This is a genomic window from Nocardioides sp., assembly GCF_035547795.1.
GTDB lineage: Bacteria > Actinomycetota > Actinomycetes > Propionibacteriales > Nocardioidaceae > Nocardioides.
In genome coordinates this window covers 1-14,297 of record NZ_DASZUF010000170.1, presented here as the reverse complement: position 1 = coordinate 14,297, position 14,297 = coordinate 1, and the positions used below count along the sequence as shown (strand labels likewise).

14 protein-coding genes are annotated in these 14,297 nt (G+C 71.5%); 10 read left to right on the top strand and 4 right to left on the bottom strand.

Features of this window, described 5'->3' with window-relative positions:
- Nucleotides 1-1,251: hypothetical protein (locus VHA72_RS11860; protein ID WP_325575449.1), on the top strand; the 1,251-nt coding region annotated here is incomplete at its 5' end.
- 3 nt (nt 1,252-1,254) lie between these two features.
- Here the strand turns inward: VHA72_RS11860 and ybaK are convergent.
- Both ybaK and VHA72_RS11850 read right to left on the bottom strand, forming a co-directional pair.
- Nucleotides 1,255-1,740 (bottom strand): Cys-tRNA(Pro) deacylase, encoded by a 486-nt coding sequence (gene ybaK, locus VHA72_RS11855; RefSeq protein ID WP_325575447.1) that lies wholly within the window; start codon nt 1,738-1,740, stop codon nt 1,255-1,257.
- Nucleotides 1,740-2,405 (bottom strand): LON peptidase substrate-binding domain-containing protein, encoded by a 666-nt coding sequence (locus VHA72_RS11850; protein ID WP_325575445.1) that lies wholly within the window; start codon nt 2,403-2,405, stop codon nt 1,740-1,742. Before VHA72_RS11850 ends, ybaK begins: the two co-directional genes overlap by 1 nt.
- 209 nt (nt 2,406-2,614) lie before the next feature.
- Between VHA72_RS11850 and hisD the strand changes: the two genes are divergently transcribed.
- The 7 genes from hisD to hisF all read left to right on the top strand — a co-directional run bounded on the left by hisD (nt 2,615) and on the right by hisF (nt 8,209).
- The gene (hisD, locus tag VHA72_RS11845; protein ID WP_325575443.1) at nt 2,615-3,913 is read left to right on the top strand and encodes a histidinol dehydrogenase; all 1,299 of its coding nucleotides are present in this window, start codon (nt 2,615-2,617) and stop codon (nt 3,911-3,913) included.
- The gene (locus VHA72_RS11840; RefSeq protein WP_325575441.1) at nt 3,910-4,989 is read left to right on the top strand and encodes a histidinol-phosphate transaminase; all 1,080 of its coding nucleotides are present in this window, start codon (nt 3,910-3,912) and stop codon (nt 4,987-4,989) included. The genes hisD and VHA72_RS11840 overlap by 4 nt, the downstream gene beginning before the upstream one ends.
- Entirely contained in the window at nt 4,986-5,588 is a 603-nt protein-coding gene (gene hisB, locus VHA72_RS11835) for an imidazoleglycerol-phosphate dehydratase HisB (protein WP_325575439.1), read from the top strand. Before VHA72_RS11840 ends, hisB begins: the two co-directional genes overlap by 4 nt.
- A gap of 1 nt (nt 5,589) precedes the next feature.
- Nucleotides 5,590-6,234, top strand: coding sequence for an imidazole glycerol phosphate synthase subunit HisH (gene hisH, locus VHA72_RS11830; RefSeq protein WP_325575437.1), 645 nt, complete (start codon nt 5,590-5,592; stop codon nt 6,232-6,234).
- Between the two features lie 148 nt (nt 6,235-6,382).
- Nucleotides 6,383-6,715: a hypothetical protein gene (locus tag VHA72_RS11825; RefSeq protein WP_325575435.1), complete on the top strand. Its 333-nt coding sequence runs from the start codon at nt 6,383-6,385 to the stop codon at nt 6,713-6,715.
- Between the two features lies 1 nt (nt 6,716).
- Nucleotides 6,717-7,451 (top strand): bifunctional 1-(5-phosphoribosyl)-5-((5-phosphoribosylamino)methylideneamino)imidazole-4-carboxamide isomerase/phosphoribosylanthranilate isomerase PriA, encoded by a 735-nt coding sequence (priA, locus tag VHA72_RS11820; protein WP_325575433.1) that lies wholly within the window; start codon nt 6,717-6,719, stop codon nt 7,449-7,451.
- Nucleotides 7,448-8,209 carry an imidazole glycerol phosphate synthase subunit HisF gene (gene hisF, locus VHA72_RS11815; protein ID WP_325575432.1) on the top strand — a complete coding sequence of 254 codons (762 nt, stop codon included), beginning with the start codon at nt 7,448-7,450 and terminating at the stop codon, nt 8,207-8,209. Before priA ends, hisF begins: the two co-directional genes overlap by 4 nt.
- A 67-nt stretch (nt 8,210-8,276) precedes the next feature.
- On the opposite strand, the gene VHA72_RS11810 is transcribed toward hisF, so the two are convergent.
- A complete protein-coding gene (locus VHA72_RS11810; protein ID WP_325575430.1) occupies nt 8,277-9,089 on the bottom strand; it encodes a hypothetical protein in 813 nt (270 codons plus the stop codon).
- A complete protein-coding gene (locus VHA72_RS11805; RefSeq protein WP_325575428.1) occupies nt 9,089-9,799 on the bottom strand; it encodes a DUF6318 family protein in 711 nt (236 codons plus the stop codon). Before VHA72_RS11805 ends, VHA72_RS11810 begins: the two co-directional genes overlap by 1 nt.
- 198 nt (nt 9,800-9,997) lie before the next feature.
- Between VHA72_RS11805 and VHA72_RS11800 the strand changes: the two genes are divergently transcribed.
- Both VHA72_RS11800 and VHA72_RS11795 read left to right on the top strand, forming a co-directional pair.
- Nucleotides 9,998-11,971: a site-specific DNA-methyltransferase gene (locus VHA72_RS11800; RefSeq protein WP_325575426.1), complete on the top strand. Its 1,974-nt coding sequence runs from the start codon at nt 9,998-10,000 to the stop codon at nt 11,969-11,971.
- Nucleotides 11,968-14,297 (top strand): DEAD/DEAH box helicase (locus VHA72_RS11795; RefSeq protein ID WP_325575424.1); only part of this gene is annotated, 2,330 nt, incomplete at its 3' end. The genes VHA72_RS11800 and VHA72_RS11795, both read left to right, overlap by 4 nt.

Below are 14,297 nucleotides of genomic sequence, written 5' to 3'. Positions count from 1 at the left end.
GGTGCCGACCAGTCGGTCGGCGTCGACGTCACCAAGGACTGGGTCGTTCTCGCCAGGACCGATGCCATCGCCCAGAGTGTCGCCCAGGGCGCCGCGAGTGGGTCGCTGGCCGACGACAGCGGCTTCAAGACGTGGACCAGTCGCACCGGCAACCCGGGCGTCGCCACGTTCTACGCCGCGCCCAGCGCCGGTCCGGCGCTGGCCAGCAACCTGGACAAGCTGGCTCCGATGATCGAGCGCGGGATGATGGCGGGCAGCTCGTTCCACTCCGAGTTCGGGACCGCTAGCGGATTCGGCGGCACCGGCGACGTCGTCACGACCGAGCCGGGCTTCCAGCTGGACACCTCCGCCGCCTACAGCTCCACCCTGACGATGACCGACGACGACCCGCTCGCCGCGATCTGCGGCGGTGCCCAGTCGGGCTCCGGCTCGTCGGGCTCCTCCGGTCCTGCAGATCCGCTCGGCCCGATGATGAGCCAGGAGAAGTCGCAGCTGGCGAAGTTCGGCGGCGGGGCGGCGACGCTGCGCTTCGCACACGGCGGGTTCGAGATGGAGGTCGCCGCGAAGACCGGCCAGAAGACCGCCGGCGGCCCCGACATCACCAGCCTGCCGGCCGACACCGCGGTGGCGTTCGGCTACGGCTCGGACTACCTGACCAACCTGTTCCAGGGCTACCTCGCCGGCTTCGCCGCCGGATGCGGCGCCGAGCCGGCGCAGATCACCGGCGCGCTCAGCCAGCTCACCGGCCTGGACCTGCCCGGCGACCTGAAGACGCTCGGTGGCAACGGCGTCACCGTCTCGCTCGGCGGTGGCCTCGACCCCGAGGTCCTGGAGAACTCCACCGACGCCTCGCAGCTGCCGGTCGCCATCCGGCTCAGCGGCGATCCGGCGAAGATCAAGCCGGTGCTGGACAAGCTGCTGGCGAAGCTGCCTGCGCAGGCGGCCGACCAGGTGAAGTACGACGCCAGCGGCACCAGCGTGGTGATCGGCCCCGACGGCGACTACCGCGCGCAGGTGCTCAAGAAGGGCGACCTGGGCGGCACCAAGGACTTCCGCGACGTGGTGCCGCACGCCGACCAGGCCCGGGCGGCGTTCTACCTCGACTTCGCGCAGCTGCAGCCCATGTTCAAGGACATGGCCGACGGCGACCAGCAGGTGCTGGACAACCTGGCGCATCTGCGGGCGCTCGGCTCGAGTCAGTGGGTCGACGGCGACACCACCTACGGCTTGCTCCGACTCAGCACCAAGTAGGGATCACCGGGCGATCGGCGCGGTCACCGCGCCGGTCACCCGGACCAGGTCGGCGGGTGCGATCTCCAGGTCCAGGCCACGCCGACCGGCCGAGACGAAGATGGTCGGGTGCGTCAGTGCGCTCTGGTCCAGGGCCGTGGGATGGGACCTCCGCTGCCCGACCGGCGAGATACCGCCGGCGACGTACCCGGTGGCGCGCTCGGCCGCCCCGACCTCGGCCATCGCCGCCTTCGACCCGCCCAGGGCGCGGGCCAGCGCCTTGAGGTCGAGCTGCCGCGAGACCGGCACGATGCCGACGCACAGCCGGTCGTCCACGGCGGCCATCAGCGTCTTGAACACCCGCGCGGGATCGAGTCGCAGCGCCTCGGCCGCCTCGAGCCCGTACGACGACGCCCGCGGGTCGTGCTCGTAAGGATGCAGCGCGAACGCCACCCCGGCGCGCGTCAGCGCGACCGTCGCCGGTGTGCCACCGGCGTTCCTCTTCGCCATCAGTTGGGGGACCAGCGGTTGCGTGCGACCTCGGTGGCAGGCAGCGAGGGGATGACGTTCATCGCGCGCAGCTCGGCTCGCAGCAGATCGGTGACCAGGATGAGCCGCTCCTCGGCGTCGTCGGCCTCGAGCAGACTCTGCCGCTCCGACATCGGCAGCGGTGCGCACGCCGCGAGGGTCCAGGACAGGTACTCCGCGTCGCGCGGAAGGGTGCCCTCATACGGATCGGGGCGGAACTGGGAGAGCGCGGCCCGGTAGGCGGTGAACGTCGCCCGCGCCCGCTCCACCACATGGTCGGGTACGACGACGGTGGGCTCGGGCCGCAGGCTGACCTGCCCGACCGGATAGGGCCCGGAGGAGTCGAGCCGGTCGAGCTGGATGCGCTCCAGTCCGACGGCCACGATCTCGAAGCTGCCGTCCGGATTGGCCTCCACCTCGGTCAGCTGCAGGCTGCAGCCGACCCGGAACAGCGACTGTGCGCCGTGGTCGCCGACCTCGTAGCCCTCCCGGATCGCCACCGACCCGAACACGCGCTCGGCAGGGTCCTCGATCCGGATCAGGTGGTGCACCAGCGCGCGGTAGCGGTCCTCGAACACGTGCAGCGGCAGGGTCACGCCCGGGAACAGCACCGCGTTGAGCGGGAACATCGGCAGCGTCTCGGCCACGCGTCCAACCTAGACGATCGAGCGAGGTCAACGGGCGCGCCAGCGCACGATTGCGCCGAGCGAGTGAGTCAGGCACGCGAAGTGGGCCTCGACGATCGAGCGAGGTCGACGGGCGCGCCAGCGCACGATTGCGCCGAGCGAGTCCGCTGCGCGTTCCACCTGCCGTATTCGAGACGGGTCCGGCGGCGGCGTACGCCTAGACTTGACCCGTGATCCGCCGCATCGACCTGAGGGGAGCCGAGGGCTCCGTCGACTACCGCGCCGCCGTGCCGCGCGCCGAGTTCGACATCGAGGCGGCCACGCATGCGGTGCAGCCCATCCTGGACGCGGTCCGCGAGCGCGGGGTCGAGGCGATCGTGGAGTACGGCGAGCGCTTCGACGGCGTGCGGGTCGACGACATCCGGGTGCCGCGCGAGGCGCTGACCCGGGCGCTGGCCGAGCTCGACCCCGAGATCCGAGCCGGCCTGGAGGAGTCGATCGCGCGGCTGCGCGCCACCTGCACCAACGAGCTGGAGGCTGACGCCGTCACCGCGCTCGGTCCCGGTGCCCGGGTCACCCACCGCAAGGTGCCGGTCGCTCGGGTGGGGCTCTACGTGCCCGGCGGCTTGGCGCCGCTGGTGAGCAGCGTGCTGATGAACACCGTCCCGGCCCAGGTCGCCGGCGTGGAGTCGATCGCGCTCGCCTCGCCCCCGCAAAGCGAGTTCGGCGGCCTCCCGCACCCCAGCATCCTGGCCGCCTGCGAGCTGCTCAGCGTGACCGAGGTGTACGCCGTCGGCGGGGCCCAGGCGATCGCCATGTTCGCCTACGGCGCCGGCCCGTGCGAGAAGGTCGACCTGGTCACCGGGCCGGGCAACATCTACGTCGTCACCGCCAAGCGGCTGCTCAAGGGCGAGGTCGGGATCGACTCCGAGGCGGGCCCGACCGAGATCGCGATCCTCGCCGACGAGACCGCGCGGGCGGCGTACGTCGCCGCCGACCTGATCTCCCAGGCTGAGCACGACCCGCTGGCCGCCTCCGTGCTCGTCACCGACTCCGAGGTGCTGGCCGACGAGGTGGAGGCCGAGCTGGACAAGCAGGTCTCGGTGACCAAGCACGCCGAGCGCATCCGTACCGCGCTGGCGGGCTCACAGTCCGGCATCGTGCTGGTCGACGACGTCAAGCAGGGCATCGACGTGGTGAACGCGTACGCCGCCGAGCACCTGGAGATCCAGACCGCCAACGCCGACGTGGTCGCGTCCCGGATCCGCAACGCGGGCGCGATCTTCATCGGCCCGTTCGCGCCGGTCTCGCTCGGCGACTACTGCGCCGGCTCCAACCACGTGCTGCCCACCGGCGGCTGCGCCTGCCACAGTTCCGGGCTCTCCGTGCGTGCGTTCACCAAGTCGGTGCACGTCATCGACTACTCCCGCGAGGGACTGGCCGCGGTCAAGGACCACGTGGTGACGCTGGCGCACGCCGAGGACCTGCCCGGCCACGGCGCGGCGGTGTCGGTGAGGTTCGACGGATGACCTTCCCCCCGATCCGCGAGGAGCTCGCCGGCATCGAGCCCTACGGCGCGCCCCAGCTCGACGTACCCGTCCAGCTCAACGTCAACGAGAACCCCTACGGTCCCTCGCCGTCGTGCGTCGCCGACATCGCCGCGGCGGTGGCGGCCGCGGCTGCGAGCCTCAACCGCTATCCGGACCGCGAGTTCGTGGCGCTGCGTGCCGCGCTGGCCGACTACCTGTCCCGGGACGCGCCGATCGTCCCGGACATGGTGTGGGCGGCCAACGGCTCCAACGAGGTCATGCTCCAGCTGCTCCAGGCCTTCGGCGGCCCGGGGCGGACGGCGCTGAGCTTCGCCCCGACGTACTCGATGTATCCGGAGTACGCCCGCGACACCAACACCGAGTGGGTGGCCGGCCAGCGAGAGAGCGACTTCAGCCTCGACCTGGAGAAGGCCCGCGCGCTGGTGGAGGAGGTCCGGCCCAGCGTCGTGCTGCTGCCCAGCCCCAACAACCCGACCGGCACCGCCCTGCCGCCCGAGGCGATCGGGGCGCTGTGCGAGGCGGTCGGCGAGGCGGGCATCGTCGTCGTCGACGAGGCGTACGGCGAGTTCCGCCGCGCCGGCGTGCCCTCCGCGCTGGAGTCGCTCGCGGACCACCGCAACCTGGTCGTCACCCGCACGATGTCGAAGGCGTTCGCCGGGGCCGGCCTGCGGCTGGGTTACCTGGCCGCGGATCCCGCGATCTGCGACGCGATCCGGGTCGTCCGGTTGCCCTACCACCTCTCCGCCGTCACCCAGGCCGCCGCGCTGGCCGCGCTGCGGCACACCGACGAGCTGCTCGGTAACGTCGCGGCGCTGCGCGAGGAGCGCGACGTGACCGTGACGTGGCTGCGCGAGCAGGGGCTCGTCGTCGCCGACAGCGACGCCAACTACGCCCTGTTCGGGACGTTCGAGGACCGGCACGCCGTGTGGCAGGGTCTGCTCGACCGCGGCGTACTCATCCGCGAGACCGGCCCCGACGGCTGGCTGCGGGTCTCGATCGGCACACCCGCCGAGATGGACGCATTCAAGAAGGCCCTCCTGGAGGTCATCAGATGAGCCGCACCGCCCGCATCGAGCGCCAGACGTCGGAGTCGAAGGTCCTGGTCGAGGTCGACCTCGACGGCACCGGCCGGCACGACATCTCCACCGGCGTGGGGTTCTACGACCACATGCTGACCGCGTTCGCGCGACACGCGTTGGTCGACCTGACCGTGCAGACCTCCGGCGACACCCACATCGACGCGCACCACACCGTGGAGGACACCGCGATCGTCCTCGGCCAGGCGCTGCGCGAGGCGCTGGGCGACAAGCGCGGCGTACGCCGCTTCGGCGACGCGACCGTGCCGCTCGATGAGGCGCTGGTCCAGGCCGTCGTTGACGTGTCGGGGCGGCCCTACTGCGTCCACACCGGCGAGCCGGAGGGCCAGATCTACGTCCAGATCGGCAACGACGGCTATGTCGGCTCGCTGACCCGGCACGTGTTCGAGACGATCGCGTTCCACGCCCACCTGGCGCTGCACGTGCGGGTGCTGGCCGGCCGCGATCCACACCACCTGGTCGAGACGCAGTTCAAGGCCTTCGCCCGGGCGTTCCGCGACGCGGTCGCGATCGACCCGCGGGAGAGCGGGATCCCCTCCACCAAGGGCGTCATCTGACGTGGCGCAACCGTCTGTCGTCGTCCTCGACTACGGCTCCGGCAACCTCCGCTCGGCCGTGCGTGCCGTGGAGCGGGCCGGCGCGTCGGTCGAGCTGACCGGCGACCTGGACGCCGCGATGGCGGCCGACGGCCTGCTGGTGCCGGGGGTGGGGGCGTTCGAGGCGTGCATGCGCGGGCTGCGGGCGATCCGAGGCGAGCGGATCATCGGGCGCCGGCTTGCCGGCGGGCGGCCGGTGCTCGGCATCTGCGTCGGGATGCAGATCCTCTTCGAGCACGGCGTCGAGCACGGCGTGGACACCGAGGGCTGCGGCGAGTGGCCGGGCGTGGTCGAGCGGCTGCAGGCGCCGGTGGTGCCGCACATGGGTTGGAACACCGTCGAGGTCCCGGTGGGATCGTCGCTGTTCGCCGGTGTGGCCCAGGAGCGGTTCTACTTCGTGCACTCCTACGGGGTACGCCGCTGGGAGCTGGTCACCAACGACCGCACCACCGCGCCGCTGGTGACCTGGGCCTCGCACGGCGGCGACCGCTTCGTCGCCGCCGTCGAGAACGGCCCGCTCGCCGCCACCCAGTTCCACCCCGAGAAGTCCGGCGACGCCGGCGCACAGCTGCTGCGCAACTGGGTGCGGTCGCTGAAGGCCGCCTGATGTCGGCACGGACGGCTGGAAAAAACTGGCTAGTGGGGGCTGGTCGGGCTCGGCGTGCCGGTGTTGAAAACAACTGGCTAGTGGGCGCCGCCGGGCCCCGGCGTGTCGCCGCGTGTACTAGCCAGTTGTTCCAGCGGCAGGGGGCCTGATGCCGTCCGGCGTGCGGGCCAGGGCGCGGGCGGAACGACAGCGGCTGGCGGCGATCGCGGCGGCGGAGCGCCAGCAGGCCGCGGCGGCGGTCGCGCGCCGGCGTGCGCGGGTCGACCGCCTGACCCGGTGGCTGCCGAACACTCGGGGCCGGCAGACCGGCACGCTGGCGGCTCGTCGCCGGCGGCAGACCCGGCTGCTGGTCGCCCTACTCGTGATCGTGAACGTGCTCGTGTGGTTCGTCGAGCCGTCGTGGGCGGCGCGCGCGTTCGCCCTGGTCGCCAGCATGCTGGTGGCACCCGTCCTGTACACCGTGCTGTTCCGAAAGGCCTGACGTGTCCTACCTCGAGCTCCTCCCTGCCGTCGACGTCAAGGACGGTCGCGCCGTACAGCTGGTGCAGGGCGTCGACGGCTCCGAGAAGGTCTTCGGCGACCCGATCGAGGCCGCGTTGCGCTGGCAGGAGATGGGTGCCGAGTGGATCCATCTGGTCGATCTCGACGCCGCATTCGGGCACGGCTCCAACGCCGAGCTGCTCGCCCAGGTGACCGCCGCGGTCGACATCAAGGTCGAGCGCAGCGGCGGCATCCGCGACGACGAGTCGCTGCGCGCGGCGATGGACTCCGGCTGCCGCCGGGTCAACATCGGCACCGCGGCACTGGAGAACCCGGAGTGGTGCCGGCGGGCGATCGCGGAGTACGGCGACCGGGTCGCGGTCGGGCTGGATGTCCGCGGCCGAACCCTGGCGGCGCGGGGCTGGACCAGCGAAGGCGGCGATCTGTTCGAGACGCTGGCGCGGCTCGACTCCGAGGGCTGTGCCCGCTACGTCGTCACCGACGTGAACAAGGACGGCATGCTGCAAGGGCCCAACCTCGAGCTGCTGCGGTCGGTCTGCTCTGCGACCCCGGCGCCCGTGGTGGCCTCGGGCGGCGTGACCACCATCGACGACATCCGCGCGCTGATGGAGCTGGTGCCGATCGGTGTCGAGGGCGCCATCGCCGGCACCGCCCTCTACACCGGCACGCTGTCGCTCGCCGAGGCGCTGGCGGTGACGCGGGGGAGTGCCTCGTGACCCTCGCCGTACGCGTCATCCCGTGTCTGGACGTCGATGCCGGCCGGGTGGTTAAAGGGATCAACTTCCAGTCGCTGCGCGACGCCGGTGACCCGGTGGAGCTGGCGCGGGTGTACGACGCCGAAGGCGCCGACGAGCTGACCTTCCTCGACATCTCGGCCTCGGCCGACGGCCGGGCGACCACGATGGAGATCGTCTCCCGGGTGGCGGAGGAGGTCTTCATTCCGCTCACCGTGGGTGGCGGGGTGCGCTCCGTCGAGGACGTCGACCGGCTGCTGCGGGCCGGCGCCGACAAGGTCGGCGTCAACACCGCCGCGATCGCGCGGCCGGAACTGGTCGCCGAGATCGCCGACCGGTTCGGCAACCAGGTGCTGGTGCTCTCGGTCGACGCGCGCCGGGCCCCCGACAGCCCGTCCGGCTTCGAGGTGACCACCCATGGCGGGCGCCGGTCGACCGGGATCGATGCCGTGGAGTGGGCCGCGCGGGCGGCCGCGCTCGGGGCAGGCGAGATCCTGCTCAACTCGATGGACGCCGACGGGACCCGCGACGGGTTCGATCTGGAGATGATCGCGGCGGTTCGCGCCGAGGTCTCGGTCCCGGTGATCGCCTCCGGTGGCGCCGGCGCCACCTCGCACTTCGCGCCGGCGGTCGACGCCGGCGCGGATGCCGTACTCGCGGCGTCGGTCTTCCACTTCGGCACGCTTCGCGTCGGTGAGGTGAAGTCGGCCCTCGCCGAGGCCGGTCACCCGGTCCGCTAGTTCCCCTCGTCGACGAGTGTCGGCCCGTCGATCCGACGGCATCCCGCCGGTCCGCCTCGGTCCGCTGTTACTCGCCGGTGAGGTGGGGTGTGGCGGTGTGGATGGTGAGGGTGTGGGGTGGGCCGGTGATGGTGACGGTGGGGGTGAGGTGTTGCCATTGGCTGGTGGTGTTGCCGGTGTGGATGCGGTAGTCGGCTTGGTAGGTGGTGTCCAGGCTGGGGTGGATGGTTGCCTGGCGGCGGTATCGGTGTGTGATCGTTTGGTGTGGGTAGGGGGCGCCGGGGCCTGTGGTGGTGGCGGTGGTGTGGTCGCCGTAGTGCCAGGTGTAGGCGGCCGCGGTGATGTGGAAGTCGACGGTTGTGTCGAGCACGGTGAGGGTGGTGTCGATCGTTGCGGGGCGGGTGTAGTAGATGGTGGGGAGGTTGACCAGGGTGTGGCCGCCGGGTGGCTGGATGTGGAGGTGTGGGGTGGGGAGGGGGATGGTTTTGAAGGCGGTGTAGATGTCGGTGGGGGTGGGGCCGGGTGGTTCGTCGGTGGGGCAGAACCGGGTCAGGTTCGAGGTTCCGCCGTCGGCTTGCTGATACCAGCCCTCTTGCTTCGGCTGACCGTCCGGGCACAGTTCGATGGGCGCGCAGGTGGTCTCGCCGCCGATGGTGCAGACGTCCTTCTGCTGCCAGGTGCCCTGCACCGATGGACCGGTGGGGTCCGCCGGGCAGGCCGTGGCGTTTTGCTCTCGGCTGCTGGCGTTGAACGCCGCGCCCTCGGCTCCGACGGTGGTCGATGTGTTCGACGAAGAACAGGCAGCACGCGCCGGGCTTCCACCGCCGTAGCCGACGGCGAGGAGCGTGGCGAAGAGGCACAGAGCCATCAGTACGCGCATCAGGCGGCCTCCAACGAAGCCACCACCCAGCCGGTCGAGGTTGGCTGGAGCATCAGATGATCTCGGACGGTGCTGGCTGGGAAGGTCTTCGACGTGCCGTCTGAGTAGCGCACGCGTTGCTTCGTGTTCGAGATCGTCACCTCGACGGAGTAGTACTCGTCGTTGCCGAGTTTCACTCGCCGCGCGGTGATCGGACCGACCTGCTCCGCACCGCCGCGGATCGTGGCCCCTCGCCTCCTGGCGTCCTTGATGAACTCCAGGCCAGCGGTACATCCGGTGCAGTCCTCTCGCACCAGCGGTGCAACGGCGTCCGGCTCGAGTTTCGCAGTCGCGTAGTCGACGACCTGCCAGAAGTAGATGACGAATGCCTTGGCGCCGGCTTTGGTGTGGTGTCGGGCGGTGTCGGGGATGGCCGGTGGGGTCGGGTTGGTCGTTGTCGGGCTGGTGGTTGGGTTGCTTGTCGGGCTGGTGGGGGCTGGTGTCGTGGGGGAGGGTGTGGGGTCGGAGTCGCCGCAGGCGGCCAGGCCGAGCGTCAGGCCGAGCATCAGGCCGAGCCCGAGTGTGGGCCCGAGGATGGGCCCGAAGATCCGGGCGCGTGTCCGGCCGGTTGTTCGGTCGGTTGTTCGGCCGTGGATCGGGCCGAGTCTGAGGCCGGGTGCGGCGTCGGGTGCGGCGTCGGGTGCGGCGGTGCCGCGGGTGTGCTTGCCCATGGTGGTCCTTCCCGAGGTTGACGCCGGGACCCGCGGCGCCTGATCGGAACCTTACGGCGCCCCCCGCGCCACCGACCACCACACCAACAGCACCTGTGGAAAGACTCCATCGACATGACATCTCTGGATGGCCATACGTGTATGGGAAATCCGCTAGATTGAGCGCACCCCATCGGTCGTCTGAAGAGTGGATCGCGCGTGTCGAGACTGACGGACCTGCTGGCGCAGGTCGATCGGCTCGACGCCGGCCTGGCCGCGGACCTGAGCGCGGAGGTGAAGGTCCTCACCGGCCGGCGCGCGTTCGGGCTCAACTTCGAGCGCCACCAGCCCGAGACGGTCGAGCTGCCCGGCCGTCCGGTCCGGCGCGGCGACCGGGTCCGCTGCCAGGAGCAGAGCAAGGACGGCGACGCCGCCGACGAACGGCAGTGGCACGTGCTCCGTGTCGCCGACGGTACGGCGGAGCTCCTCGAGGTCGGCGTGACGGCCGAGCCCGAGCGCCGCACCCACCCGGTTGCCGATCTGATCGTCGTCGCCGGCTTCCGCGAGCCGGTCTTCCCCGGCCTGGTCTCCACCGGCCGCATCGAGCGCGGCGGCGATCGACCGTTCCACACCGTCATCAACGCCGAGAATGTCCACGCCCTGCAGGCGCTGCTCTACACCCACGAGGGCGCCGTCGACGCGATCTACATCGACCCGCCGTACAACACCGGCAACCAGAGCTGGACCTACAACGATCGGTACGTCGTCGCCGACGACGCCTACCGGCACAGCAAGTGGTTGGCGTTCATGGAACGCCGGCTCACCCTGGCCCGCCGGCTGCTCAAACCGACCGGCGTAATCATCGTGGCGATCGGCGACGACGAGCACCACCGGCTGCGAATGCTGCTGGACCAGGTCTTCGGTGCGGAGAACTTCATCGCCGACCTGACCTGGCAAGGGAGCGGCTCCTCGGTCGCGCGCCACCACGCCGGCGGGCAGGACTACATGCTCGTCTACGGGTACGCCGCCGAGCTGGTCCCGCGCTTCGAGGACCCCAAGCCGCTGGCGCCTGAGATGCTCCGGGTCGTCGAGGAGGCCCTGGCCGGCGGCGCGAACCCCGCCCAGGCCCAGGAGCGCCTGCGCGAGTTCATCCGCGCCCACCGGCGCGAGATCGCCCCAGGCCTCGCCGGGTTCAACTCCGTCGATGAGCAGGGGCGCGTCTTCGACACCGCGGACATCACCAACCGGCTACATCGACCCAACCTCAGGTACGACGTCGTCGACCCCGCGACCGGCCGGGTGTTCGCACCACCGGCCAACGGCTGGACGCTCGGCCGTGAGCTGATGGCGGCCTATATCGAGGAGGGCTTGATCTCCTTCGCCGGCTCGATGCCGCGCAAGAAGAAGCTGCTCACCGACTACCTCCACGAGATGCCGCTGCCGACGTTCTTCCGCGCCCGTGCCGGTGCGTCGCAGCACCTCGCCGACATCCTCGGCGACAAGCGCTTCCCGTTCCCCAAGGACCACGAGGTGCTGATGCGGTGGTTGCGGATGGTCGCACCCGCCGACGGCGTGATCCTCGACTTCTTCGGCGGGTCGGGCTCGACCGCTGAGGCGGTGATGCGGCTCAACGAGCAGGACGGTGGCACCCGGCAGTGCATCCTGGTGACCAACAACGAGGTCTCCGCCGAGGACGCGAGGCGGCTGCGCCAGGCCGGACACCGGCCCGGCGACCCCGCGTGGGAGGCCCGGGGCGTCTACGAGTACGTCGCCAGGCCGCGCCTGAGCACCGTCGTCACCGGCGCCCGGCCCGACGGCTCGGCGTACTCCGCAGGTCTCCATCAGAACCTCGAGTTCCTCACCCTGACCTATCAGGCGCCTCGCGCGGTCGCGCACCACCGGTCGTTCGGGGAGATCGCGCCGCTGCTGTGGCTGCGCGCGGGCGCGCGTGGCCGCTGCATCGCCGAGCCGAACGACACCTTCGACGTCGCCGAGGCCTACGGCGTGCTCTTCGCCGTCGACGCGGTCGCCGGCTTCGTCGCCGCGTTGACCCCCGACGTCCGGATCGGCTACGTCGTCACCGACGACGAGCGGGCGTTCCAGCTGGTCTGCGCCGAACTGCCGGAGCATGTCGCGCCGGTGCGGCTCTACGAGTCCTACCTGGCGACGTTCGCGATGGGGGTCGAGGCGTGAGGTTCGACCTGAAGGACTACCAGGCCGACGCGGTCGCGCAGGTGCTCGACCGGCTGGACAAGGCGCGCCAGGTGCTCGGCCTCGGCATGACCAGCTCCGTGGCGCTGACCGCGCCGACCGGCGCCGGCAAGACGGTGATGGCCGCGGCCGTGATCGAGTCGCTGCTGTTCGGCAACGCCGACCTGGACGTCGCACCCGACCCCACCGCGGTGGTGCTGTGGTTCACCTCCGACCCGTCCCTCAACGAGCAGACCCGGCATCGGATCATGCAGGCCTCCGACCGGATCGGCAGCGGCCGGCTGCGGGTGGTGGAGTCGACGTTCGCCGAGGAGCGGCTGCGACCGGGCCACGTCTACTTCCTCAACTCCCAGAAGCTGGGCCGCAACTCCCTGCTCGTCCGCGGCGCGGGCGCCGGCGACCCGAGCGACATGCTGGCGGCGCCGGACCTGCGGGCGAGGACGTTCTGGGAGGTGCTCGCCGCCACCATCGCGCACGAGGGCACCACGCTCTATGTCTTCCTCGACGAGGCCCACGTCGGGATGAACACCTCCAAGCGCGATCTGGGGGAGAAGTCGACGATCGTGCGGCAGTTGGTCAACGGCGAGTCCGGAGCGCCGCCGGTGCCGATCGTGCTCGGCATCAGCGCGACCCTCGACCGGTTCAAGGTGGCGATGGCGGCGGCCACCGACCGCATCCCGATGCCGGAGGTCACCGTCGACGCGACCCGGGTGCAGGAGTCGGGCCTGCTCAAGGACGACATCCTGCTCTCCTTCCCGGCCGAGACCGGCCGCTTCGACACCGTGCTCCTGCGGCACGCGGTCGCTCGGACGAAGGAGTCGAGCGAGCGCTGGTCGGCCTACCACGCCGCCCAGGGCGGCGCCGGCGACCCGGTGCGGCCGCTGCTCGTCGTCCAGGTGCCGAACAGGCCCTCGACCGAGCTGCTCGCCGATGCGGTTCGCACGGTCCTCGACGAGTGGCCCGAGCTGGGCGTGGAGAACATCGCCCACGTCTTCGGGGAGCGTACGCCGCTGGTCATCGGCGCCGACGAGGTCGCCTACGTCGCCCCCGAGGACGTCGCCGAGCGCCAGCGGGTGCGGGTGCTCCTGGCCAAGGACGCCATCTCCACCGGCTGGGACTGCCCGCGCGCGGAGGTGCTGGTGTCCTTCCGCTCCGCGCAGGATGTCACCCACATCACCCAGCTGCTCGGCCGGATGGTCCGCACGCCGCTGGCCCGCCGGATCCCGGGCGACGACCGGCTCAACTCGGTCGAGTGCGTGCTGCCGTTCTTCGACCGTGCCGCCGCCGAGCAGGTCGCCCGCCGGATCATGGGCGAGGGCGGCGAGCCGATCGGGCCGCGGGTCAGCTTCGCGACCGCCGACTTCGGCCCCAACCCGGCGGTGCCGGCGGCCGTCTGGGCGGCCTTCGACCGGCTGCCGTCGCAGACCGTGCCGCGGCGTGGCGCCCGGCCGGTGGGCCGGTTCACTGCGCTCGGTGCCGCGCTGGCCCGCGACGGCCTGGTCCCGGACGGTCATCGCCGGGCGATCGGCGAGCTGGTGGCGTTCCTGCGCGGCCAGGCCGTCGAGCACGACGCGGCGCTGGCGGAGCAGCTGCGCGACCTGCTCGAGATGAGTGGGGAGACACTCCGCGTCGGCCCGGGCATCGGGGGACAGGCCATCGTCGGCAGTACGACGTTCGCGCTGCGTGCCGACGATCGGGCCATCGAGGCCGAGTTCCGGGTCGCGAAGCGGCTGCTGAGCCCGCAGCTGGCCACGGCGTACGCCGATGTCGTGGAGGAGACCTACCAGGACGGGTACGTCGAGGCGCACCTGCGCACGGCCGCGCTCGCGCGCGTGCCCGGCGTCCTCGAGGCGTTGGAGGCGCGCGCCGAGGCGCTCTTCCAGAGCTGGGACACCGAGCACCGGGTGGCGATCAAGGGGCTGCCCGACGAGCGTCGCCTGGTCTACCAGGACCTGCGCGCGCTGGCCGGCGAGCCGCGGCTGGCCGACCTCCAGCGGCCCACCGTGCGCACCGAGCCGGTCGAGGACGCCGCCGGCATCCGGCTCGCCACCTGCCCCAAGCACCTGCTCGCCGACGAGGCCGGGCTGTTCCCGATCGGCCGGCTCAACGAGTGGGAGCGCACCGTCCTGGAGTCGGAGATCGAGCGCTGTGTCGCGTGGTACCGCAACCCCGCCCGGGCCTCCGCCGACTCGCTCGCGATCGCCTACCGCGACGGCCAGGGGGAGTGGCGCCGGATGTGCCCCGACTTCGTGTTCTTCGGGCTGGTCGACGGCGAGGTCAGGCCCTCGATCATCGACCCGCACGGCAC

Bases quoted from the DNA above. Each gene is read 5' to 3' on its own strand.
- ybaK (WP_325575447.1), bottom strand. From the start codon at position 1,740: ATGGCGAAGAGGAACGCCGGTGGCACACCGGCGACGGTCGCGCTGACG.
- VHA72_RS11840 (WP_325575441.1), top strand. From the start codon at position 3,910: ATGACCTTCCCCCCGATCCGCGAGGAGCTCGCCGGCATCGAGCCCTAC.
- VHA72_RS11825 (WP_325575435.1), top strand. From the start codon at position 6,383: ATGCCGTCCGGCGTGCGGGCCAGGGCGCGGGCGGAACGACAGCGGCTG.
- VHA72_RS11805 (WP_325575428.1), bottom strand. From the start codon at position 9,799: ATGGGCAAGCACACCCGCGGCACCGCCGCACCCGACGCCGCACCCGAC.
- VHA72_RS11810 (WP_325575430.1), bottom strand. From the start codon at position 9,089: ATGCGCGTACTGATGGCTCTGTGCCTCTTCGCCACGCTCCTCGCCGTC.
- hisB (WP_325575439.1), top strand. From the start codon at position 4,986: ATGAGCCGCACCGCCCGCATCGAGCGCCAGACGTCGGAGTCGAAGGTC.